Source organism: Butyricimonas muris (assembly GCF_046365375.1).
Taxonomy (GTDB): domain Bacteria; phylum Bacteroidota; class Bacteroidia; order Bacteroidales; family Marinifilaceae; genus Butyricimonas; species Butyricimonas muris.
The window spans coordinates 49565-74312 of record NZ_JBKEIT010000009.1; the positions used below are offsets into that span (position 1 = coordinate 49565).

The window sequence follows — 24748 nt, forward strand, 5'->3', positions numbered from 1 at the left end:
AAATTCTTTTAGAATGATTTTCCAGATAATTTAGCGAATACTTTATCCAAAGACTCTTTTTCCAAAGATATCTCTCGCAGATGCCAGTTATTGCTAATCGCTTTATTTACAACTCTCCCGACAATCGCGGTATCCCCATCCGTGAAGTGTAAACGGATACGGGTTCGTGTCAATCGCTCCACCCGTTTCATTCCTTCTATACTCAAAAGATCGGCATCATTTTCCGGGGCATTATGCATAATCACCAATAGCACACTAGGTTCCATGTAGTTATTAAAATCTTCTATCGTTCCTTTAAATACCGTATTTCCATGTTCGATCATCATGATATAATCACATGTCGCCTGTACTTCCGGAAGTATATGTGTCGAAATCAATACAGCCCGTTCTTCCGCTATTCCCCGAATCAAATGGCGAATTTCCATGATCTGGTTGGGATCCAACCCGTTCGTGGGTTCATCCAGAATCACAAACATCGGATCATGGATAATAGCTTGCGCTATCCCTACGCGTTGCTGATATCCCCCGGAAAGATTACCAATCACCCTTTTGCTGAAATGAGTGATGCCACATTTTTCTTTAGCCCTTTCCACTGCAGCCGGAATATCCGCCTTCGGCATCAAACGAATATCAGCACAATGGTACAGGTATTCATCAACGGTCATATCCGTGTGCAAAGGGGCTTTCTGGGGTAAGAACCCGATAAACTTCTTCGCCTGAATCGGATCTTTCCGAAGATTTACCCCGTTGATAAAAACATCTCCTTCCGTCTGAGTCAATACATTGCATATAATATTCATGGTCGTGGACTTACCGGCTCCATTGGAGCCCAACAAGCCAAACACTCCTTTCGTTTCAATCTCGAAATTTATATCTCTGATAGCCCAATCCACACTATAACGGTGTGAAAGACCTTTCACTTCAACTATTTTATTTGCCATAACTTATTTATTTCCGTTTCCTACGAAATATTACCACGATTCCTAACATACAGATAAGCAAAGGGAAAACACACATGCTACCCCAATTTACCCACGAACGGCATCCTTTCGGAAGACGCAGGCTGGTATCTATATAATCCGCTCTTCTCGTGTCAACAGGGAATTGTTCATTCGACAACCAACGGAATGAACCATTGATAATACTGTAATTGGATGCACTAATTCCCGTGAACTGAGAGGTCAACGCTTCGTTAGCCACCACATCGGCATCCCCTGAAATCACGATCCGCTGTTCTTTATCACCGACCTTTCGGCTTAACGTGACCAACACGGCATGTACTCCTTTTTTCTCTCCCGCTTCCGGGTTATACTCAAACTCCCCGTCAACAAAATCCGTTGTTTCTTTCTCGATCCAAGCATCCTGATCTGAAACCAATACCGGAGTCACCTCAAAATCTTTAACGCCGGAATAATCAATCGCCTGTGCCGTGGGTAAGGCTACCACGTAAGCATATTTCTGCAATTTCTCGTATGTCGGATATTTCTTCGCCGCTTCCGGGGTAAAGAAACCGACAAGTACTGTCGGAGAAGTGTATTCATTTTTATTCACCACCACGCCTTCTTCAAATTTAACACCTAAAGACGCAACCAGTTTATTCATATTCACTTCCCGGTTATATTCACCTAAAATAAACAAATTCCCTCCTCTGTCAATATATTTCTGAACGTTATTCATTGCCACGTCAGACAATGGTTCCCGCAGGTCGGATATAACCAACACTTGGATCGAATCGTCAATTTCATCTTTATCCAAATCTATTGTTTTCGTGTCGAAACCATTGTTCAACAACGATTGACGGAACCACTTATCCTTGGCAAACAGGTAAAATCCTCTTCCCCCGTAATTATCCATTTCCCGCGAACCGTAACCCGTGGAGAAAGCAACCATCGGTGAAGGTGAAATAAAACGTTTCAAAGCAGCTGAAATCTCCGCCTCATCCGGATGTTTATTATTATCATTGAACATTCTTAAATAAGCCTTTTGCCCGTTCTCCCGTTCCACGATGCGGAGAAACCTGTTCAATTCCGGCTTTAAATCAATCACGCCCTTGATCTCATCCGGCGTCATAAACATCTTTATATCCAAACGGTTCGCTTTGCATAACAGATCAACCCGTTCGTCGTCCGTCTTATTCGGGTACCTCCATTCCAGACTCGGGTTATTAGCCTTATCATAGTAATAGACATATTTCATTTTTATATCCGGCTTAAATCGGAAATACTTTTCAAACCGTTCAAAATCCTTGTTCCTGTTACGGGGTAAACCGTAATAAAAACTCTCGTCCAACAAATTGACATAAGTCGTAATCGTCAAATCTCCTTCCAAATTTTTAAGCACTTCCTGACTTTCCTTGGAAAGCGTGTTTGACTTCGTGTACGTCGCATCATAATAATACTTCATCGAAGAAAGCGAGGAAACGTACCCCAAGGCTATTGCCACCACAACAATAGCGCTGTATTTCATCACCTTTGTCTTGAAAGACATAATACTCTTTTCCGTGTTCAATTTCAGTATGGACAACGAGAGAAAGAAACCGATGACAATCAAGAAATAAAGCACGTCGTCACTTGCCATCAACCCCTCGATAAATGAATCCGAACGCCCGGTGATAGATAACCAATACGTGATATTACGCACGAAATCATACTCCTGTCCGACACCGCCTATAAAATTCAAAATTGCAAGTATCGCCAATGTTCCAATAGCCGCAACCACCTGATATTTGGTAATTGACGACATAAACAATCCTATCGCGGAATAAGCCAGTATTAATAAATACAACCCCAGCATTCCGGTAAGTATCATCGGGTAATCAAAGTTCACGACGGTAATCGCGGCAAACAACACAAATACACCCAACACTGCCATTAATGCCAAACCGTATATCATCATCGATAAAAATTTCCCCATGATAATGGAAGCATTCTTTACCGGGGAAGAATACAAAAGTTTGATCGACCCACTCTGGTATTCCCGACTCATCAATCCCATGGTAATTAACGGGATATACAAATAAATATATCTTTGAATAGGAGGTAATATACCCTTCATCCCCACGAACACGGCAGAAGTAACCTGCCACAAATCATATCCCATATCCTGATATCGGATTTGCTCGCCAAACACCCGGGCAAAAGCCATCCCGATCTGAAAACCGAATATCACTAAAACAAGCCAAGCCACCGGGGAATAGAACATCGAATTCAACTCGATCTTCGCTACGCGAATAGCAGTCTTTATATTATTATTCCATTTCATCTTACTCCATATTTTTTGTTTTTCCTGACAATTGTGCGAATATTTCATCCAAAGAACAACGTTCTACCACCAAATCTCTTAATTCCCAATCATTCGCTTCACTTGCTTCTATATATTTTTCCGTGATCCCGCTATCTTCTTTAAAATAAATCCGGAAACATCCCGGTTCCAATTCCTCGATACCTTTATTCTCACACAAAGAAGACAAGACAACTTTACCGGGAGAACGTCCGAGTTTGATGACAAAACTCTCGGGAGCGATATAATTGTCAAAATCTTCCATACTGCCGGAAAATACCAATCGCCCGTGCTCTATCATCTTGATCTCGTCACAAATAGCCTGCACCTCCGACAGAATATGCGTGGATAACAAAACAGCATGATCCTCCGCAATCTCCCGGATTAAATTCCGGATATCCACGATCTGATTCGGGTCTAACCCGTTCGTGGGCTCATCCAATACCACGAACTTGGGATTGTGCACGATAGCTTGCGCGATCCCCACCCGCTGTTGGTAACCGCCCGATAAATTCTTTATCAAACGATCCCGAAAATGGGTAATGGCACAACGTTCCAAAGCTCGCTCAACAGCCCCGGGAACCTCCTCGGCAGGCATTAACCGCAAAAAAGCCGAATGCTTTAAATATTCTCCCACGGTCAAGTCCGTGTACAACGGCGGCTGCTGAGGTAAAAAACCGATATACTTTTTGGCTTCAACCGAATCCTCCCTCAAATTAATTCCGTTTATAAACACATTCCCTTCAGTCTGATTCAATACCCCGCAAATGATATTCATGGTAGTAGATTTCCCCGCTCCATTCGAACCCAACAAGCCAACTACCCCATTTTCAGCTATTTCAAAGTTTATATCCTTGATAGCCCACTGCACAGAGTACCTGTGGGACAAATGTTCCACTCTTACAATAGAATTTTCCATACGATACAATTAGTGATTTACATACAAATACGTTTCTTATTCTGCATTATACTCTCGTGTCGAAGTTTGAGAAACATCTACAATTTCTCCTCCTACGTTAAACACCGATTTTTTAATTATAAAAGGTTTATTTTTATCTCGAATATCCACTCTCATAAAATCTCCGTTAGCCAATCCGACACCAAATTCTTTGTGTCTAGAAGAAGATAAGTCATAATGTATTGCCGTCACCTTATCGTGAAAAGTCATAAATATACCTTCTTGATAATTACTTCCACAATCAATATAGCGCAATTCATTATCCTTGGTGTAAAAAATAAACTTTCCGTAATTACCCGGACTATTGGCAGATGTTATTAAAATTTTATTCGCTTTTGTCAATTGTACCGGACATTCCACCTCTTTCATATAAGAATTATTCAGTGCACTAGCATAATAGGCTGGAGGATTACTATCCAGAACAAAATCAGCAATATAAGTTTTACCGGCTTTATTATAAATCATCTTAAACAATTTGGCTGTATAAGGACTTAAATACTCTTCTCCTTTTTCACTGATAGCCAAAACCTCGACCTCCTCACCCAAATCCCAAACAGGAACACTATGCCCTGAACCCAAAGGTGTTATCGGGAAAATCGCTCCAAAAGGAGTATACCACTGATTGATTGACAATACTCTATGATTCTTTCTGTCATAAACTAAACGATGGGAAGTCCACGTTGCCGTCTGACCATTGGCAATAAAATCTATCTCATATCCTTTAGCATCCACCTCATACGATTCCGTCAAAAATTTCCCGCCTAAATAATTATCGGAAAATAACCGACGGAAAAGACGACCGTCTTCTGCCACCAAAAAAGTCAGCTGCTTCGTATAGTAGGCATCAACAATACTAAAATTCACCGGAGTTCCATCCAGAAACTCATCTTTCAAATCACTTGCTTTCTTGAGACTTTCATTACTGACCTCATAAGCGACTTTATCCGTAAGAATCAACGTGGCACCGGAATAAGCAGATAGCGCAGGAGCGTGATGATCTAATAATTTCCGTGGACTCCCGGGTATCGGCTCTCCATTCATCATCCGATAAATCCCTATCGTATTTTCAAAAGTCGTATCTACTTTATTTCCGTTATTCTTTTTCGTCATCCGCTGGTAAGAAAGTTTTGAATTTCCTCCGTCTTTAGAAAGAATCATCCAATTTCCTTTACCATATTTAGGAACAAAATTATATAACACGGTAGTCATATACTTTAATCCTGTCGAATTTTCCGTTATACTATAACTCCCGACTAAATGTGACGAAGGAAACTCCGAAAGCCCGAGCATTTCCATCGCTTCATCCGTGGGAACATTAAAATCTTTTTCCGTACATAACACCACCCCATTCAGTTTCCATTCAAAACTCAAATCAGCCATTCTCTCCAACGAATCCGGCGTATCAAAACGGAATTCCCCTTTCATAATTGTCGTTTCTCCCTCGTAACAATACATGTGGTTGGGCGATTTAAAAAGAAAAGTTGGAGATGATTCAGGCAGATAAGTGTAATTTCCCTCATCTTCAAAACACCCTGCCATAAACAGTGCAACAAATAATGTTATATATATATTGGTTTTCATAGGATATCTAATTAAAAATTATAAAGCAACTTCCATTGGCTCTTCATCTTCATCCAGAATTACTGGGTCTTGATTCAACAGCCAATTTTTGAACTCCAGTGTCAATTGAATAGCTCTATCCGGATGTTTAGCGATTAACTCCTCACTCATCTCCGCTTTTTTATCTATTTCATTCAAAAACAATTTATATTTTTTCCCTGAATAATCTCCTAATAAATTATTTTCGACCTCTTTATTCCACCATGTTGGTCTATCAGCTACCGTTGTCAAGATCAGTTTAGCCCGAGTCCGCTCAATCTGTCCCAATTTCAAATACTCGTTGGGTATAATTTCAACAACCAAAGTAACTCCGTTCGGCATGGACTCAATCCGGTCACTCCGGTGAAATTTTATCTTGATTACATCACGCACATCATTAGAGTCTTTGTTCACTGTATTGGTGTGAAAAACATACGCCGGATCTATTGTATATTCCTCCGGGTTAGCCGTAGTTTCCTCCTCTACCACTTTCAATTGAAATTCTCGATTCTCTTTCAACGTATCCCCGGATAATAATACGGTCAAGGCTGCTTCAATATCCTTGGTTCCATCGGGATAAAAGAAAAAAGAAGCTACAGTGGAATCAGCTTGCGCCAAACCGGGATACACTTCATCGATATAGAACTTCTCGAAATAAATTTCATTCTTATCAGTAAATATTTCAATCTCTCTCCTGTCACACGCCCCGAACACGACAGCCAACAATAACATAAATATCACATATTGTTTTTTCATCTCATTTTACTTTTAAATTTTACATAGATTGGCTTGCCGGCATAGGAACAACAGCTTCCTGCCGTTTAAAAGGACGTTTCACGCCTTTTCCGAAATCGACATCCGCATTCAATCGTTTATAGAGATAGAACAATTGTCCTTCAGAAATCCATTCCCGACGAGCGTCAATAACCAACTCTTTCACAAAATCTTCCCATTTATCAAAAGAGATATCATCCCAACATCCTCTAGCCCTGCGAATCTCATTCAAAATATTAGTAGCCTCTGTCCAATTTCCTTTTCGAGCATAGTACTCCGCCATGATATATTGCATTTCTGTGCCCCGGATAACAGGAAGTATCGTCACATTTTTTTTACGCATCGCTTCATCTTCATGATAGAACCATTTGCCGGAAACAGGATACTTGTCTTGTGCCAAGAAAATCATTTTCGAGTAACGAATGTCGTTGGCAGATTCATCGCTACCTTTTGAAGATTTAAAAATATTATCTGTCCGCACAACAAAATATTGTGCCCCAGCTCCCGTGGATTCTTTCAAGAAATACGTTCCTAACCACAATTCGTCATAAGCTTTCGCATTATACACTGCAAATATCAGATTGTCGACCAAACGCAGGTTGGACTTACCTTCAAAGGTCTCAGCCCTATTATCTGTCCCGTTCGTTATACCCGTGGTCTTGAATTCATAAAATGTAAATTTATCCCACTGGCTGGCTTCATATTTAAATTTCAACACCGCATCTGCTGCTTCAAAAGCATCATCATATCTCTCCGCGTATTGATATGCGCGAGCCAACAAAGCCGTTATCGAATAATAGTTTAATCGATAGCCGCGTCCCTTGAAAAAATCCGTCAACGCACTAGGCTTACTCCCTAATTCCGTGTAAGACGGGAATTTATTATAAAACCGGGCATCCCCCGTACACACGGCATTCATCGCAAGTGCTGACGTATCAAAATCAAACACAAGTTCTCTCGCTTGCTCCAAATCGGTTATAACCTTATTGATACACTCTTTTACTGATATTCCTGCTGGTTGAATATTAGGATATTGCTCTACATAAGGAACATAATTTGCCCCGTCATCGCTTATCGGAGCGGGAGCAAACAATCGTAACATATCAAAATGCATCAACGCCCGGCACGCGTAAGCCTCTCCTAATATCATATTGCGCTCCATTGCCCCGAATTCAAATAATTCAGGAGTTGTATTTTCCACTAAATTCTGAATCAGGTTATTTGCATTGGCAACAACATTATAAGCAGCCATCCAAGTTTTTTCGATACTTGCTGCCAGTTGTACCTGCCCGTAATTCATCTCTCCACAAGCTTGAAATTCTTCCGCCCCATTATTTTCAGGACTAAGATCATATTGCTGAGAAAAACCGTCCAACATCGCAAATGACAGATTCTTTCCATACAGCGATGACTTTCCCATATTCTTGTACAATCCGTTCAATGTAGAACGATAACCTTCCGCCGTACTAAAGATTTGCTCTTCCGTGGCTTGCGTCACAGGCTTCAAATCCAACCAGCTTTCACAAGAAGACAGGATAAAAGCCATCGCGAATAATAATAATTTTATACGTGTTTTCATCTCTTTATTTTTTAGAATCCGACATTCAAGGTTAAACTATAATTTCTGGCATAAGGATAACTGATTCCCCGTTCCTCTTTCACACTTGACCAACGTCCCAAATCATTCGCATTAAAACGTATTCCCAAAGAAGCCAAATGCCACCTGCTAATCAAATTAGTGGGGAAGTCATATCCCATAGACAGACTATTAAAAGACAAATAATTATAATCTTGCACGAAACGAGAAGTCGGACGAATATAAGGATTCGCTTTCATATCATAATAAGGCACCCTGTTCCCCGGTTGTCTCCAACGTTCAGCCAATACCCGTTTATCCACATTTTTATTTGTAATATCGGCATTTTCAACCCGATTGATCAAAGTCTCATTATAAGTCTGTCCCCCCCATTGGAAAAGGAAAGAGGCATTCAGGAAAAATCCTTTATAAGATACATTCAACCCGAAAGCCCCTTGAGCATCCGGAGTCTCGTCGCCAACAACAACCTGATCATTGGCATCCCATGTATAGGTACTGGTCCCGTTCTTTTTAATAAACTTTTCCTTACCGTTAGACGGATCTATTCCGGCAGAACGAACGGCATAAATTGCTGTTGTAGAAGCCCCCACCGTGTATCTTTTTAATGGAGCACTCCGTAAATCGACATAATAACCATAATCTTTTTGATCATTATAGTTCTCATCCAAAGCCTTATTGTAAGCCTCTGCCGCTTTACCTAATTTAGTTATTTCATTACGATTGGATGCGACACTACCGATAACTGTTACCATCCAGTCTTTATCCCTATATAGTGTGGCTCTTAAATCAACTTCCACACCTTTGTTCACAACAGTCCCCGCATTCGAATAATAAGTTGAAAAACCCGATGATTGGCGTATTGAAGTTTCATCAATCATATCTTCCGTTTCCTTATGGTAATAATTTACCTTCACGTCCAACAATCCATTCCATAAACCGAATTCAATCCCGGCATCAAGAGTGTTAGTCGTTTCCCACTTCAATTTCTCATTTCCTAAATAATAAAGATAAGAAGCAGGTCCCGTGTAATACCATGCGTCACTATCCATTGAATAAGTAGTTACTGCCGTATAAGAAGGAAAATTCACCTTACCGGTACTTCCGTATGATCCGCGAATCCTTAACAAGGTAATCATTCCCATGTTTTTCAAGAAATCATAGTTATGAATATTGATACCGGCACCCACAGACCAAAAAGGAGCAAAACGCTTATCCGCACCAAATTGAGAAGAACCATCCAAACGCCATGATCCGTCAAAAAGATAAATATCATTATAAGAATAGTTCACACTAGCCAATAAACCGAACAAACGAGAGTTCGTTTCATCATGTTTTGTTTTGTCCTTTTGCTGAGCGGCAAATTCGGAAGAATGTACCGTTCCCATAGGAAAGCCCTCAAAAGTCATACTATTCGTTGAAGAGTGGGATTCCACCGCTTCAATTCCGGCAGTTGCATTAATAAAATGTTTTTTAAACTGACGATTGTACAGAAAAAGACCTTTTGCCGTCCAACTGTAACTTTCTGTCAAAGCTCGATCCAGTCGTCCCAATTCGTCAATAGTATTAAATACTCTTTGCGTGTCGAAATACGGGTCCCGAGGGTCCTTAAACGTTTCTGCTTTGGTATCCGTTTTCGTGATACTAAACTGTCCTTTAAACTGCAATCCTTCCGCTAAATACCAATTAATATTAAAATTGTCTATCAACTCGTTATATCTGGTCTTTCCACTATAACTATCTAATGTAGCACTGTATAACGGATTAGCAATATCACGACCTAATAGAGGTCTGTACGATTGTATCAGTTTACCCTCATCATCATGAATTCGCCAATAAGGCAACATATCAACGTAGGTACTAAAATTTCCATAAGGAGAATTTTGAGAACGGGTTGAATTATAAGAAACATAATTACGTATTTGCAATTTATTATAGCGATAATCCAAGGTTAATCCTGCCCCCATGCGATCCCGATATGACCCCTTCATCACTCCCCCATTCGTTTCATATTTCAAATCAACCCCATAACGAATACTTTCAACACCCCCTTCGACATATACACTGTGTTTATGATTAAACACATTCCGCAAAGGTTGAGCCATCCAATCCGTGTCATACCCTCTTAACACTTGTTGCAACAACTCATTATATTTCATCTCGTAATCCACAGCAAGAGACTCATTATCTGGACTATACACCCCACACAAACGTTCCAATTCAAGTTTCTCCGCGGCATTACATACATTATAATCAGAAAGATCCGGAAGATCTAAAGAGAATGTTCCATTATAACTCACCATCAATTGTCCCGGTTTGGGTGCGATTGTCGTGATAACCACAACACCATTCGCGGCACGGGATCCATACATTGCCGTGGCCGCAGCATCTTTCAATATGGTAATCCCCTCCACCCGGTTCATATCCATATCATACACTTTCTGCACGTCTACTTCAAAACCATCCATAATAAATATCGGGAGATTCGGGTTATCCTTCAAATCGGTATGTTGTTCTTGTTTCATTTGTTCTACATCCAACCCTTTCTTCATACCGATACTCGATTCACCCCGAATATTAAACTCGGGCAATGCATTCGGGTCTGAACCCCACATCGAATTTTCCCGGATGCGAAAAGAAGGATCAAACACCTGAAGCGCACTGATAATATTCTTATTATTCGTTTTCATTAACTCACTCCTTGTCACCGCAGTCGCGTTTCCCGTGAAACTCGATTTCCTGATATTGTTGTACCCCGTCACGACCACTTCATCCAAAGCCTCCACGTCCTCTTCCATCATCACGTTAATCTCCTTCTGGTTCGTTACCTTCACTTCCTTGGAAATCATACCTATAAACGAGAATACCAGCGTAATGTCTTTCTGATCCGGCAACGTGATTTTATACACTCCAGCCGTATCCGTCACCACACCTACTGAAGTACCTTTGATCAACACTGTGACTCCCGGAAGCACTTCCTTTTTATGATCCGTGACCTTTCCCATGATCGTCTTGGCTTCCTTTTTCTCATCCTTGGGAGCCTCCTTGATAATAATCATGTCATTCTCGATCTCCGCGATAAATCCGGTACCTCTCAAAGCGTTTACAAGGACTTCGGACAACAAGGCATTCCGCATTTTTACAGTGATATTATTCACCGTTTTAATCTTGTTATAATCATACAAGAATCCCATGTCGCACTGACTTTTGATAACGGTAATCAACTCCTCGATTCCCGCATTCCTCAAATCAACCGTGACCCGTTGATTTTGTGAATGAACGGCGGCATTCAATCCGAAATTAAACACCAGCAAAAAGATACAAAGCTGTTTCATTAATAAAATCATTTTTTTACACCACCTTTTTTTGAAAGGCGTGCACATTTTACCTCTTTTTTTCATAGATTTGTGTTGTAAAAATTAAACAATCGAATAAGCTTGCCGGCTTATCGTGTGACAGGGGAATATTGCCGTATTCTCCTGTTTCATTTTTCTATCTCATCACCTGTACTACTTTTTTATCTATTACAAATTTCACATCACTCGTGCGTTCTATCAAACTCAACAAATAGCTGAAATCACCAAATCGTTTTATTTCTCCCGAGAACATAACATTCTTCACGTCTTCACTCCGGTAGAAAACTTGAAAATCATACCAACGTGCTAACGTGGTAAGAATATCTTCCAAACGCTTTTGCTTGAACACGTACACACCATCTTTCCAAGCAACGTATTCCGCCACATCCACATTCCGTTCCGTCACCACACCGCTTTCCTTATTAAAAGCAACTTGCATCCCCGGTTGTAAAACATAGCTTTTATCCGTTTTTCTAAAATTGACTTTCACTTTTCCCGAAACCAAAGTCGTATAGTCGCTCACCTCACCCGCGTAACAAGTAACGCCAAAACTTGTTCCCAGAACAGTGATATCCTGTTCTCCGGCATGAACGACAAATGGTCTTGCCGTATCCCGCTTTACCTCGAAATAAGCCTCACCCTCCAAGTACACTTCTCTGCTCTCTCCGGCAAAAGCAACCGGGTAATTCAGCCGGGAAGCAGAGTTAAGCCACACCCTAGTCCCGTCCTCCAGTTCTATCTGGTATTCTCCCCCTCTCGGTACACTCAATTTATTATACACGATTTCTCTTGTGCCTTGTTCTTCTTGTGGCGACACGTAACTCAATCTTGTACTATCCGCAATAATCCGATTTCCGGTTTTCTCTTGAAGTGAATAATGTTTCTCTCCCAGATAATACACTGCCCCATCCGCCAACTCCAATACCGCAGTATTCTGCCCAGGTACAATCTTTTGAACGACAGATTGTATTTTGAGATCCGAGCGTTTATACGTGTACAAAAACAGACAACAACCCAACACGACAGCCACAGCCGCTGCGATTCCCGTACCCCAGATAAAAAAACGCTTCTTCTCTACTTTTCTCTGCTTCTGCATCCGGTTTTCAAATATCGACCATGCTTCCTGTAACTCGGTCTTCGACAACTCCCGTTTTTCATCCCGTAGCAACTCGTCCCGTATCTTCTCGTAATAACGACGATGTTTCACGTCTTCATTCAACCACGTGTCAAAAATCTTCTCCTCTGCCGGAGAGAGAAATCCTTCTATCTTTCGATATATTAACCGGGTTGATATTTGTCTGTTTCCCATAATTCAATGTTCAAATACACCCCTATAACGGCTTGCCCCTTGTTTTGTGTGACAAGAATTTTATTTTTTTCGGGAAAAAATCATTTTTCACTCGTGTAAATTATTCTTTTAGCCAAACCCATTTCACTGCATCGGCGGTTAACTCTTGAGAAATAACTCTATCGTTCATTTTTATTTGCTCTTTTCTATCCCTGTCACTTAAGGTCACTCTCGCCTCTTTCGTAAAATCAAACACACCTAAAGAGATCCATCCCACGTCATCTCCATTCACGAACGCCACCACCTCATGCTCCCCGTTTCCGTCGAAAATGGAGTAATAAAACTCTTGTTTTCCATCCATATCGATATACGTTGGTTTTGCATGATGAAAAAATACTTCATATTTACCCTCTCGAGGCAATTCGGTACTCCATTCCACTTTTTGCTTGCCTGTCCCCGCCTGCTTCACATACGCGCTTCGAATGGGATAACCATAAAAACCGCCATTTATCACGGGAGTCCATGTAGTTTGACGAGAATATTTGGCATCATATTCAGGACGTTCTTCATCTTTTCGCAGCAAAGACAAGAGATTAAAATCTTTTGACTTCACCACCCTGAAGCCGGGATCCTCATTATCAACGATAATCTCATCCGCATTTCTATTTTGAAAGAAAACGGAAGAATCGACACTAACCACACGAGTCGCAGTATCCACCCATCCTCGAACATCCTTCTCTAACGACAACTTCCAACTATCCGGAAGATTTTGAGCTAAAGGTGTCTCGATACAATAAAAATTCCATATCCTCCCTCGATCCCTTGCCGTGATCATCCTCCCCTCGCGCGGTGGGATTGTCCATACCTGAAAGTCACTTGTCGCAATAAGCCCCGGCACATCACCCCGGTTAAACACTTTAAAACAGAACACCACGTCGGTATTTTTCTCTCCGAACTTGATTGCACGTGCATCCCGGATGTCAAACAAAGGCAACCGATTGGAGCCATACCAGCGCTCAGCGAGAGAATCCAAACGCAAACCGAAAGATTGATAAAATTGTTGACAATACTCTTCCCAAGCCACCTCTTTAAAACTATTTTTCTTCAAAATGTCATGATGAAATTTAAGGAATGAGTCACTTTTGACATTTAACATGATAGACATACATAATTCTTCGCTTTTCTTTTGAATTATACTTCGCAACACTTCCGGGGATAACGACCTATCATGCAACGCATCCTTTAAACTTCCATGTTTCAAGTATTCTATCACATCAAAATTATTCTCTTCAAAATAAACAATACTCCGTTGACAACGAAACAACGCATAATTTATAGCTTCATTGATTAGTGGTATCTCGGCAGAGGAAATAAAAGTCGTTTTTCCGCGGAATGCAGGTCTTATATTACAACTTCCTTTCCCGAAAATCGGGTCAAACGTCTCGTACTTGAACATCCTCATTACTCCTTTTTTCTCCTCTTCCCCCTTTGGAACCTCATACCGGTAATTTCTCACGGTATGTAATTTTTCTGGGAGAAACACAAGACCGGCCTGTTCTCTTTCCCCGGTTAATTGCATCAAATCGGGGAAAACATGATAGCCACACGGTACTTCCAAAAGGGTAAACCACCGGTACGGGTAATGACGGGTCGGGTCAAAACCTTTCCTCTCGAGAACGATTTCAAAAGCCTCTTTTAAATCTCTGGAACTGTCTTTCAACTTGTACACCATCGCCCAATCTTCCTTCGTGAATTCTTCACCAAAACTCAAGCACTCCTCTTGTTCCAATATACCCTTCATATCCTTCAATTTCATGGCAATTTCTTCATCGGGAAAATCATATCGTTCGAGAAGATACTCGTGCCCCGGATGATAATAGAGTGTCAATCGGGTTGTATCAAACTGAAGACCTAGTGCGATCGTTATTGTCCGCTTTTTGTAATTACCAATACAAAGGCTAATGCCGGGCATGTCATGAGTAAAACGGAACGAAGTTACCCCTTTTCCCTCTTCAATTGTTTCTCCTTGGGCTATCGCGATTAACGCGGGATCATGCTCCACCCTTAACGAATACCGGGTAAAATTCAAATCCATTCCTCCCGAGGCACCGTACGGGGGAAGTCCCACGGGATACCACAAACACTTCGGGGGCAACAATTTGTACCCTTTCTCGCAAAAGGCTGAAGTATTACCGTGACGAAAGATCCCGCCGACATTCACGTCCGGGGAATAATACTCGTCGGAAGATACGTCCAAATAACAAAAGGCATTTTCAATATTCCCCTCGTAATCAATCAAAACTTCCAACGAATCGCCGGGAACCAGTTTTTCGTCCACAAGCACAGCCTGATGCTCCCTCCGGAAAGAAACAGGCTGCCCCTCCACCTTGATAGAAGTAACTTTCAAACCCGGATTCAAGTACATAATCAAAGGCATCTCGCCCGAAGTCCTATTCTCAACGGTCATCCGGCTATTCACGGAAATCCCTCCGTCTGCAAGTTCCTTCACGTGCAAGTCATTGCTTGCCACCCGAATCTTGGAATCTCGTTCATATTTCTCGTACACCCCCTTGTAAACTTCCCTTAACTCTTCTTTTTTCCCGTACCGACCAAGATAAATAAACACTCCTCCTGCGGCAAACACGAGTAAAATGCAAGCAATGCTTAAACAGACTTTCCGAGTCCGCACGTAATTAAAGATTCTCGGGTAAGGAATAATCGAGAACACCGCGAAACTACCTCCCATCAACAAAATACTTCCTCTTTGCAACAAATAATTCCCCGGATTCACGTGTCCCGTGAAATCTGAAAACATATTCGGGAGATAACGGGCACAAGGATCCAGCACCCCATGTAAAAATCCGGCACCTAAAAAAGTTATCCCGCCCAGTAACAAAAACGACACAATTAAACTTATCCCCGGATTACGGATAACACGAACTACAAGACAAGAAAAACCAAGAAAATAAACAGAAGCAGGTAACGTAAGAGTGATCCAATAGAATAAATAATAAAACAAATTAAAAGACCCGGGATACAAGACAAGATTAAAAATAATTGAAGTCAGGAATAAAAACCAATTGAGCAGGGTAAAAACAAGCAATAGCCCCAAAGCATACCCCGTAACCATCTCGCTGTTCCCCTGTGAACGAACGTACAACGCATCTCTGGTACCCATGTTTAGCATTCTCCAATCGTTCACCACAAAACACACGACAAAAAGTAACTGGATAACATTAAAGTAATAAGCACTTTTAAAAGGTATTGCCGAGGATAAGGCCAAAGAAGTCCAATCCGGAGCAAATTGCAACACATACTTTACCGAACCGGAATCACTGCTTCCTAAAGATGTGAACTGGTAAAGGATAAGCCCACAAATTGCCAAAACCAGAAATAATCGAAATAAGATACTCCTGCGTGCACGTCTAAATTCGTACAATGCCTCAATCCAAATGTTACTTTTGTTCATGCTTTTGAGTTGTTTATAAAAAAGTACAAACTTGTCTTCTATACTCCCCTCCTTGTTTCTCACAATTCAATGTTCAAACGCACTCCTATAACGGCTTGCCTCTTGTTTTGTGTGACAAGAATTTTATTTTTTTTGAAAATTACAACTAATTTACTATCAAAGAGTATTCTTCACTGTATATAAATGACAAGAATTAATGTATCCCTTTCATTGGACAATATATCCCTTAATTTCTTGTATCCCCGGGAAACTTGTGTACGAATCGTATTGATTGATATTCCTAACTCTTCCGAGATTTCCAAATATTTTTTACCCTCGATTACATTCAATTTTATAATCAAGCGACATTGTTCCGGTAAACTTTCAACAGCTTGATTTACCCGATCATATATTTCCTCATCAACATTCTCATCCACATCCTCAGCCACGATCATAGCGTCAGCCATCAGAAATTTATGACGATCTATCACCTGCAAATGACGTAAATAATCCAGTGCGGCATTTCGAGCAACTTTATAAAGCCACGATTTCAAATTAAAGTTATCCGGTAAAGAACGACTGCTCTCAAACAATTTGAAAAAAATATCCTGTACTATATCTTGCGCAACATCCTGATCTCCAACATGTCGATTCACAAACACGAGAAGTTTCGGATAATATTTCTTAAATATTATCTCATAAACACGAGGATCTCGCTTTCGCAACCCATGTACATCATCCGGATTAGATAAATCAGTCAACTCCAATTATTTATATTCACATCTAAATTCCATTAAATGAACGTTTGTTAAGATATAAAATCATAAAGATTATCCAAAATATCGAATATGGATAAGTTGTTGTGTTACAAATTAATGTATAAAAAAGACTTAGACCTTAGTAAATAATGAAATTCGTTTTTTGGCACATCATCAAACGTTCATTTCTTGCTATCAAAAATAGCTAGAAATTCCGTTCACACAACACCTCATCTCATTTTTTTTTGAACCGTTTATTTAAAACGAACAAACCGCCCCGTAAACAGGGCGGTCTTATAAACCGAAAACAAACAAATAATCTTACAACTGCCTCTCCAACTCCGTGAAATAATACGACACGTAATCAACATTAGCCTGAATATTCAAATTCGGAATAAACGCTTTCCCAATCTCCACGAATTCCTTCAACGCCTCTTTATCTTCCTGTGACCGGAAATAAACAGACACAGGCATAACCATCATCATCACATCGGCATCCGAGAAGCGGGGAAATTCCTTGCGGCATAGCTTCAACAACTTACCCGTATCCTTCTTTTTATAGGCATTTGCCATAGCCACGTAGGCTAATAATCGTTTCTTCTGGTCTGTTTGCAACTCACGGATAACACGTTCCATCACTTTAACATCGTCCGGAGTCGTTTTAGTATCCCGCCCCCAAACAATAGAGGAAAGCACTCCCGCGTATAGATTTGCCAAGCGGGTATCTACCTTTTCTCGCCCCACGTGCCGATAGAACTGTTTTCTGTTTTCCAGTAAAAAATGATAATTAGCAGAACCGAAAGGAGCCAGATCATTATTATCAAACAAACTCCAACACGCCGGTTCAACCTTTTCCGTGTCAGTCAATTGCTCTGTCAACAATGCGGCAACTTCCCTCACTTGCCGGATATCGCTTACCTTCAACAAAGCCTCCACATACTCCAATAGAAATTGTTTATCCCGTTCTCCCCGCTCGTAACGCACGTTTAAAGTCCCCACGGTCTTCTCGCTTTTCATGGAATTTTCCACCCGGTTGATAATTCCGGCAACATCGGAACCGCCGACCAATTTATCATGCACAGTCCCGTCCGGTTTTATCAACACGAATGTAGGGTAAGCTCCAATTCCCAGTTTCTTTGCTAAAGCGGGTCCTTCTCCTTTTTCCATGTCATACTTCACGTTGACAAAATGGATATTGAAGAAGTCCCCCGCCTCCGCTCGTGTAAACACTTTCTCTGCCATCATTTTGCAAGGACCGCACCAAGATGTATAGGCATCCAGAAAAATCCAACGATTCTCCGCTTTCGCTTTCTCCAAGGCTTCCTGAAATGTCAACTCTTCAAACTTCACCCCCTCCTGCGCCCAAAGCCATCCGGACAACAGAGATATTATCAATATTAAAAATGTTCTTTTCATGATGTATTTTTTTAGTCCGTAAAGTCTATAAGGTCCGTAAGGTCTTTGGTCTCCCCTGCGGGGTGCTTTTTTATAATAGCAAAGCTGCCGATAGACTTGTCTGAAGGATACCCATGACCTTATGGACCTTACAGACTTTATAGACCTTATGGACCTTAGTCCCCCATTCTACTCCTTATACCCGTCAAATCTCTCACGATACCTATTACCGGCAGCCTGAATATCCCAATTGTATTCCTTGAAATATTTGGTAATCACCTCGTATTTCAAAGCACGGGATTTACTGTTATCCAGATACTCCTTCTTAATATTCTCGTAAGATTCCATAACCAACAAGCGAAGCCATTCCGCGAAATCCCCCTCGAACGAGCGGGAAGAGCCTCCTGTAATATATCCCCCGTTCCGGCACAATTCAGCCACGGCTTTTTTATACTTGATCACGTAAGGGCGACTGTTCACCTCATCTTCGTCATCATCATTCGCGTCCGGATTCTCCTCTTTCCAAGCATCCTCATCCTTATCGAACTCATCTCCCAGCTTCTCGTAAGCCACTCCGTCATCATACGCCTTGCCTGCCGCCACGAAATCTTTCAGAGGCTCCTCCATCCGGGCAACAATCATGGTACCTATTTTTCTCCACACCTCCGACGCCAACACGGAATCCCGGTAATAGTGATTCACGGGATCGGTCACCTCTATCGCCCCTTCCGACGTGTTCGGCCACATCAGAATCAGCCTGCTCCGCCCCAACGCTTTCACCGGGTAAATCCAATAAAGCGAACCGTATTCCTTCACGTAAAACAACTCCAGCGGGAAATACGAGTTAGCGTATTCTTTTGACACGTTACTCAACAATGCTTCCGAGTAATACAACACTTCCGGGATTTTCTCCTCGTCCAGATTCTTCGCCCCTCTCATGGCCACAAGGGCGTCCTGCGCAAGAATAGCATTCGTCAACTCGTCGATACTACTGAAATAAGTACGCACCCAAACCCCGTAATCGTTATACATCGATTTCACCCGGGGATCGGCATTCTCGTCCGGACCAAACATCTCGACGATACCCAAATCATCCGTCGGGGACAATTTACTCTCCTTGTTACAACCGCTCAAAAACAACACAAGCGCGGTCAACATCAAATATATAGTCTTAGATTTCATCATGATATACATTTACAAATTTATAATCCGTCATCTATCTCGGGTTTATCGGCATATTCGGGCTATTCAATTGTTCAGACAACGGTATCTGTAACACGTAACGCAAATCCCCTTGATTCAACGTGTGTACCTGCCCGTTCTCGTAAGCATGCCGGATACCCGGCTTACCGAGCCGCCTCAAATCAAACCAGCGCATTCCCCCGTCGAATGCCAATTCCACCCGACGTTCTTCCAAAACCCGCTGCAAGGCGGTTTCTGCCGTGAAATCAGCCTTATCCAGTGCCACGTAATCCGTTTTCTTGATACGAGTCACCAGCAAACGGTTCAAATCCTCGATAGCCAAATCCTTCTCTCCCGTCCGGGCGTAAGCTTCCGCGCGAGTCACGTAAGCCTCGCTCAACTTCAACCCGATATAATAACAATCACTCTGCTGAGTCGCGAACATCCGGTACACCGTCGGTCCCTGTTCCGCGTAATCGGCACTCCCCGGATCGGCATTCGATTCGAAAATATACCTCCGGTAATCCACCACACCGGGATCACGCTTGCAAAGATTCAACAACTCTTCCGTCGGTTTAAAACGGGTTTTGTAATAATAATACGGGTTCCCGTTTCCCTTGCCGCCCACGAAGAACAACACCTCGTTCCGGTAATCCGTGTCAATAAACCCGTAAGTATAGCTGAAAGCGTTTGAAATCTTATCCAACCCGTCCAAGTAAGACTGTATCTCGTTCATGTCGAACAAAGACTTCGCGTCGATCACGTAACTTGCCGCCTCGATCGCTTCCTTGTACTTACCCGTGAACAAATAGACACGAGCCTTGAAAGCCTGCAAGGCGATATAATCAAAACGATACTTGCCCTTACTTTCCTTGCCTACCAAGTCCTTGGAAGCCTCGTCCAAATCCTTTTCGATCTGTTCCCACACCTTCCCGACGGACACGCGCACGTTATTCTGGGTATTCTGGTGCACGTCCGAGGCACTCAGCGGCATCGGGACACCCGGTTTATCCATGTTCTCGTCCGCGTAATTCTCGGCGTAAAGATTCACCAGATAAAAATAGCAATAGGCACGCAGGGCATAAGCCTCCCCCCGAACTGTTTCGAACAAAGCCTTTTCTTCCGTGGTGGGAGTCTTCCCGGCGAACTCGTCCAGCACCGTGTTGGCGTAAAATACAGACGAGTACAATTGTTTCCAGTACGTATCCTCCGCCTCGTTATACTGGTGCGTTGCCGCCCAGACGAACCATGGTTCATACGACTTGGTAACAGCCGACGTGGCGCTCAGGTTCGCGTACACGTTATCGGTCGCCAAATCGGTATTGATAAAGAAATTCTCCCGGGGATAGCCGCCCAGCAGGACAGATTCGAAATCCTCCACGCTCTTCGGCAACATACTGTTCACCGGTTTTATATCGAGCAAATCACAACCGCTGAACAACGTCAGCAGCAAAAACACGGATGTATAAAATATCTTCTTCATAATCAAAAGCATTAAAATTGTACAGATACTGAAAACGAATAAGAACGGGGCAACGGTAAATAGGTGTTCCCGAAAGAAACATTCGCGTTACTCGCCGAACTGTATTTCATGATAGCTCCCGTCGCTTCCGGGTCTTGTCCTTTCAGCCTAGAATTCTTCCACACGTGCAAATTATTTCCCTGCAACATGAAACGGATACTCTGTATCCCCCACTCTTTCAACTTTGCCAGTTTCAGGTCATAACTCAAAGAAACATTCTGCAACCGCACGAAATCACCTTTTACCGTCCGCAGGTCACTATTATTGTACATCGTGGCATTTGACGGGTAAGGATAGAACACGGCATCGTCAAATTCGTTCGCTTCCAACCGCGGGATATCCGTGTGTGCCTCGTCACCCGGGTTCCGCCATCTGTTCGCCCATTCTCTCGACATATTCTGTGTCGCTTCCGGGTAAGCGAAAGCCTGTCCCGTGGTCATATTCCTCAAGCGGATCACGTTCCCGAAATTGCCCACGAGCAACACGGACAACGCCAGATTCCTGTACTCGAAAGTATTCGTGAATCCCCCTTGTATCTTCGGCATCGTCGTCCCGGAATACACCAAGCCTTCGACATCATTCATACCCTTCAACACTTTTTCATCCTCGGCGTCATAGAATTGCGCCCGTCCATCTTCATTCAACCCGGCATAGCGGTATGACCACAATCCGTTGATCGGCTTACCCACGATAGCCGCCGACGCGTAATCCGTCCGCTGGGCATTGGTCATAGAACCATACGTCGGGGTGGAATACACGTCCAGTATCTCGTTTTTATTATAACCGAAATTCAAATTGGACGTCCACCGGAAATCCTGCAAATCAATATTCACCGTGTTCAAGGCAAACTCCCACCCCGTGTTTTTCATCGAAGCCCAGTTCACCGACACCGACGGGAAACCGGAAACGAGAGATACCTCTTTCTTACCCAACAAATCCACAGCCTTCTTGTAATAGTATTCCAACGAACCGTACACCCTCCGGTTGAAAAGCCCGAACTCCAAAGCCAAGTTCGTCGAGTAATTCTTTTCCCACTTCAAATTCGGGTTCTTCGGCGCCTCGATCACCAGATAATTCTCCTTCTTCACGGCATCGATAGTACCTACCTTCGCTACTAGATCGGAATAAGCATCCGCCACGTTCCCCTGACTGCCGTAAGAACCTTTCAGCGTCAGGTAAGTCAACCATTTCACGTCCCGCAAGAAATTCTCTTCCTTCACCTGATAGTTGAAACCGACAGACCACAGCGGTTGGAAAAGATCGTTGGTCTTCACCCCGAAACGATTCGAGCCGTCCGTGCGGGCATTGAAACTCACCGTGTAGCGATTCATAAACGTGTACCCCGCCACGCCGAACCACGAAACGGCAGCCGACTCGTTCAAGTTCTCCACCCAATAAGGCTCCCCGATTTTCGCCATCAAATCCAATTGCAAAATTTGCTGGTGTCCCCTATCATGGGCATAACCGTAAATCTGCGTGGTTTCCTCCTCGTACTTCGTGGTCCGTATCTCCTGTCCCACCATCACGTCGAAGCGATGATCCTCGTTAATCACCGGCATATAAGTAAGCTGGTTACGGAAAGTAAGCGAACTGTTATTCGTTCCCCTGCTCCGGCGGTATCCCCCGTCATGCCACACGGACTCGTACGTCGTGTTATCCTGCATCGTCTTCTGGCGGGAACGCACGAAATAACTATCCTCCGTGGCGATATCCACGTCCGTGGTATTCTGTTTCGAGAACGAGAACAAGCTGCTGAATGTCAAGTCGGATAATATCTTCCACTCGATATCCACCGTTCCTTTCAACCCGTAACTCTTTGACTTGCGCCAACTTTGTTCCCTATTCTCCAGAAAGTTAAATTTCAAATCATTATAATACATGTAATTGAAATCCCCGTTCTCGTCGTAAGCGTTATGGGCACGAGTCGTGTAAATCGCCCACTCGTAAGGATTCTCCCGTGAATCCACCGCGAAGAAACTCTTGTTATTGCGCATATTCACGTCGAGCATTCCGCCTACCCGTAAATTATGCCTTAACTTGGTAAACACCTTGGCTGCCATCGTGTACGTTTCCATCCCGACATCCTTCGCGGTTGCCTGCTCGTCCATGTAACTACCGGAAAGATAGAACGTCGTCGTTTCCGAGCCGCCGGAAATACTGATACTATGCCGTTGCGTGATCGCGTTACGGAAAAGATACTTGAACCAATCCGTGTTCACCGTTTCCAACCGATTCACTTTCTGCTGGAACTGTTCCCACGTCATCTTGTGATCATGCACGTCGATAAAATAACGCTCGAAATCGGAAACCGTACCGTATTCGCCCGCTTTATTGGAATTTGCCTTCAGCAATCCTTTTTCCAACATCTCCATGTTAATATCCACCCGTTCCTTCGAGTTCAACATATACGCGTCTTTCAACTTCGGACGCATTCCCACGCTCACGCTACCGTTATAAGTCACACGGGTTTTCCCCGCCGTTCCCTTCTTCGAGGTAATCACGATGACACCGTTTGCCGCACGCGTACCGTAAATAGCCGTGGCTGCCGCGTCCTTCAACACGTTGATCGACTCGATATCATCCACGTTCACCCCCCCGATACCGGAAGCGATCAAGTTCCGGTTATTCAGCAAATCGTCCACGTTCGCGTCTACCGGGTCTTCCAGCACGATACCGTCTACCACCCACAACGGCTGCACGTTCCCGCTAATCGTGGAAGTACCCCGTATCCGGATTTGCGGAACAGCACCCGGGGCACCGCTCGTGCTCACGATCGTCATACCCGGCACCTGCCCTTGCAGCAACTTGTCGATACTCGGCTGGTTTACCATTTTCAAGCGATCCATATCCACCGTCGTGATAGAAGAAGTCAATTTACGACGTTCTATCTTCTGGTATCCCGTTACCACCACTTCCTCCATCTGGCTCACGTCCTCTTCCAGCACCACGTTTATCACTTTCTGTCCCGTGTACGTCACGGCTCTCGTCTTCATACCTATAAAAGAAAATTCCAACACGATAGAAGCCTGTTCCGGGAGCGACAATTTATACTCCCCGTTAATATCCGTCGCCGTACCCGTGCTCGTCCCCTTCACGAGAACCGTCACACCCGGCAGCGGTACGCTATCCTTATCCATGACCATCCCCGTGATGGTGACGGACTTCACCTGTTCCTGATTCACCGGTTTGTAAGAAATCACGATCACGTTATCCACCACCTCATAACTATAATTCCTCCCGAACACCAACCGCACGAAATCAGCCAGCGAGCCGTCCACGAGCTCAACGGATACTTTCCTGTTCACGTCGATCTCCTGTTTATTGAAAAAGAAGTCCTGTTTCAACTGCTTTTCCGCTCCCCGCACGGCTTCTTCCAACGTAACATCTTTTAATTTAAGGTTGAGCACCGTCTGGCTCACCACGGTGGCAGACACGTGTACCAGCCCCACCAACAAGATCATAAACACTACTTTAGTCACACGGAATAAGTTAAAAAATTCCCTGTTCGTGCCGGAATGGCACAACTTTCGTACTTTTTTCATAACTTTGAATTTCAAATTAATATTGAGGTTCTTCTTCGGGAGAATCAGATGAG

General features: G+C 43.0%; 14 protein-coding genes. All 14 read right to left on the reverse strand.

Features of this window, described 5'->3' with window-relative positions; translation table 11 throughout:
- Positions 1 to 8: 8 nt before the first annotated feature.
- The 14 genes from ACK8P8_RS14985 to ACK8P8_RS15050 all read right to left on the reverse strand — a co-directional run bounded on the left by ACK8P8_RS14985 (position 9) and on the right by ACK8P8_RS15050 (position 24695).
- A complete protein-coding gene (locus tag ACK8P8_RS14985; RefSeq protein WP_369860771.1) occupies positions 9 to 941 on the reverse strand; it encodes an ABC transporter ATP-binding protein in 933 nt (310 codons plus the stop codon).
- A gap of 7 nt (positions 942 to 948) precedes the next feature.
- Positions 949 to 3261, reverse strand: a complete 2313-nt coding sequence (locus ACK8P8_RS14990; RefSeq protein WP_369860772.1) for a Gldg family protein — start codon at positions 3259 to 3261, stop codon at positions 949 to 951.
- A gap of 1 nt (position 3262) precedes the next feature.
- On the reverse strand, positions 3263 to 4198 hold the full coding sequence (locus ACK8P8_RS14995; RefSeq protein WP_292266947.1) for an ABC transporter ATP-binding protein: 936 nt from the start codon (positions 4196 to 4198) through the stop codon (positions 3263 to 3265).
- Between the two features lie 36 nt (positions 4199 to 4234).
- A complete protein-coding gene (locus ACK8P8_RS15000) occupies positions 4235 to 5818 on the reverse strand; it encodes a PKD-like family lipoprotein (protein WP_369860773.1) in 1584 nt (527 codons plus the stop codon).
- Positions 5819 to 5836: 18 nt separating this feature from the next.
- On the reverse strand, positions 5837 to 6592 hold the full coding sequence (locus ACK8P8_RS15005; protein ID WP_369860774.1) for a DUF4843 domain-containing protein: 756 nt from the start codon (positions 6590 to 6592) through the stop codon (positions 5837 to 5839).
- Between the two features lie 19 nt (positions 6593 to 6611).
- Positions 6612 to 8189, reverse strand: a complete 1578-nt coding sequence (locus ACK8P8_RS15010) for a RagB/SusD family nutrient uptake outer membrane protein (protein ID WP_369860775.1) — start codon at positions 8187 to 8189, stop codon at positions 6612 to 6614.
- Between the two features lie 11 nt (positions 8190 to 8200).
- A complete protein-coding gene (locus tag ACK8P8_RS15015) occupies positions 8201 to 11539 on the reverse strand; it encodes a SusC/RagA family TonB-linked outer membrane protein (protein ID WP_369860776.1) in 3339 nt (1112 codons plus the stop codon).
- A gap of 157 nt (positions 11540 to 11696) precedes the next feature.
- Positions 11697 to 12869, reverse strand: a complete 1173-nt coding sequence (locus tag ACK8P8_RS15020; protein WP_369860777.1) for a FecR family protein — start codon at positions 12867 to 12869, stop codon at positions 11697 to 11699.
- Positions 12870 to 12969: 100 nt separating this feature from the next.
- Entirely contained in the window at positions 12970 to 16317 is a 3348-nt protein-coding gene (locus ACK8P8_RS15025; RefSeq protein ID WP_410026014.1) for a golvesin C-terminal-like domain-containing protein, read from the reverse strand.
- A 170-nt stretch (positions 16318 to 16487) separates the two neighbouring features.
- The gene (locus ACK8P8_RS15030) at positions 16488 to 17063 is read right to left on the reverse strand and encodes an RNA polymerase sigma-70 factor (protein ID WP_099290182.1); all 576 of its coding nucleotides are present in this window, start codon (positions 17061 to 17063) and stop codon (positions 16488 to 16490) included.
- A 312-nt stretch (positions 17064 to 17375) separates the two neighbouring features.
- Complete coding sequence (locus ACK8P8_RS15035; RefSeq protein WP_369860779.1) at positions 17376 to 18470, reverse strand: thioredoxin family protein; 1095 nt, start codon at positions 18468 to 18470, stop codon at positions 17376 to 17378.
- Positions 18471 to 18638: 168 nt separating this feature from the next.
- Positions 18639 to 19634, reverse strand: a complete 996-nt coding sequence (locus ACK8P8_RS15040; RefSeq protein ID WP_186977750.1) for a hypothetical protein — start codon at positions 19632 to 19634, stop codon at positions 18639 to 18641.
- A 31-nt stretch (positions 19635 to 19665) separates the two neighbouring features.
- The gene (locus tag ACK8P8_RS15045; RefSeq protein ID WP_369860780.1) at positions 19666 to 21114 is read right to left on the reverse strand and encodes a RagB/SusD family nutrient uptake outer membrane protein; all 1449 of its coding nucleotides are present in this window, start codon (positions 21112 to 21114) and stop codon (positions 19666 to 19668) included.
- An 11-nt stretch (positions 21115 to 21125) separates the two neighbouring features.
- Positions 21126 to 24695: a SusC/RagA family TonB-linked outer membrane protein gene (locus tag ACK8P8_RS15050; protein ID WP_303181531.1), complete on the reverse strand. Its 3570-nt coding sequence runs from the start codon at positions 24693 to 24695 to the stop codon at positions 21126 to 21128.
- Positions 24696 to 24748 lie beyond the last annotated feature (53 nt).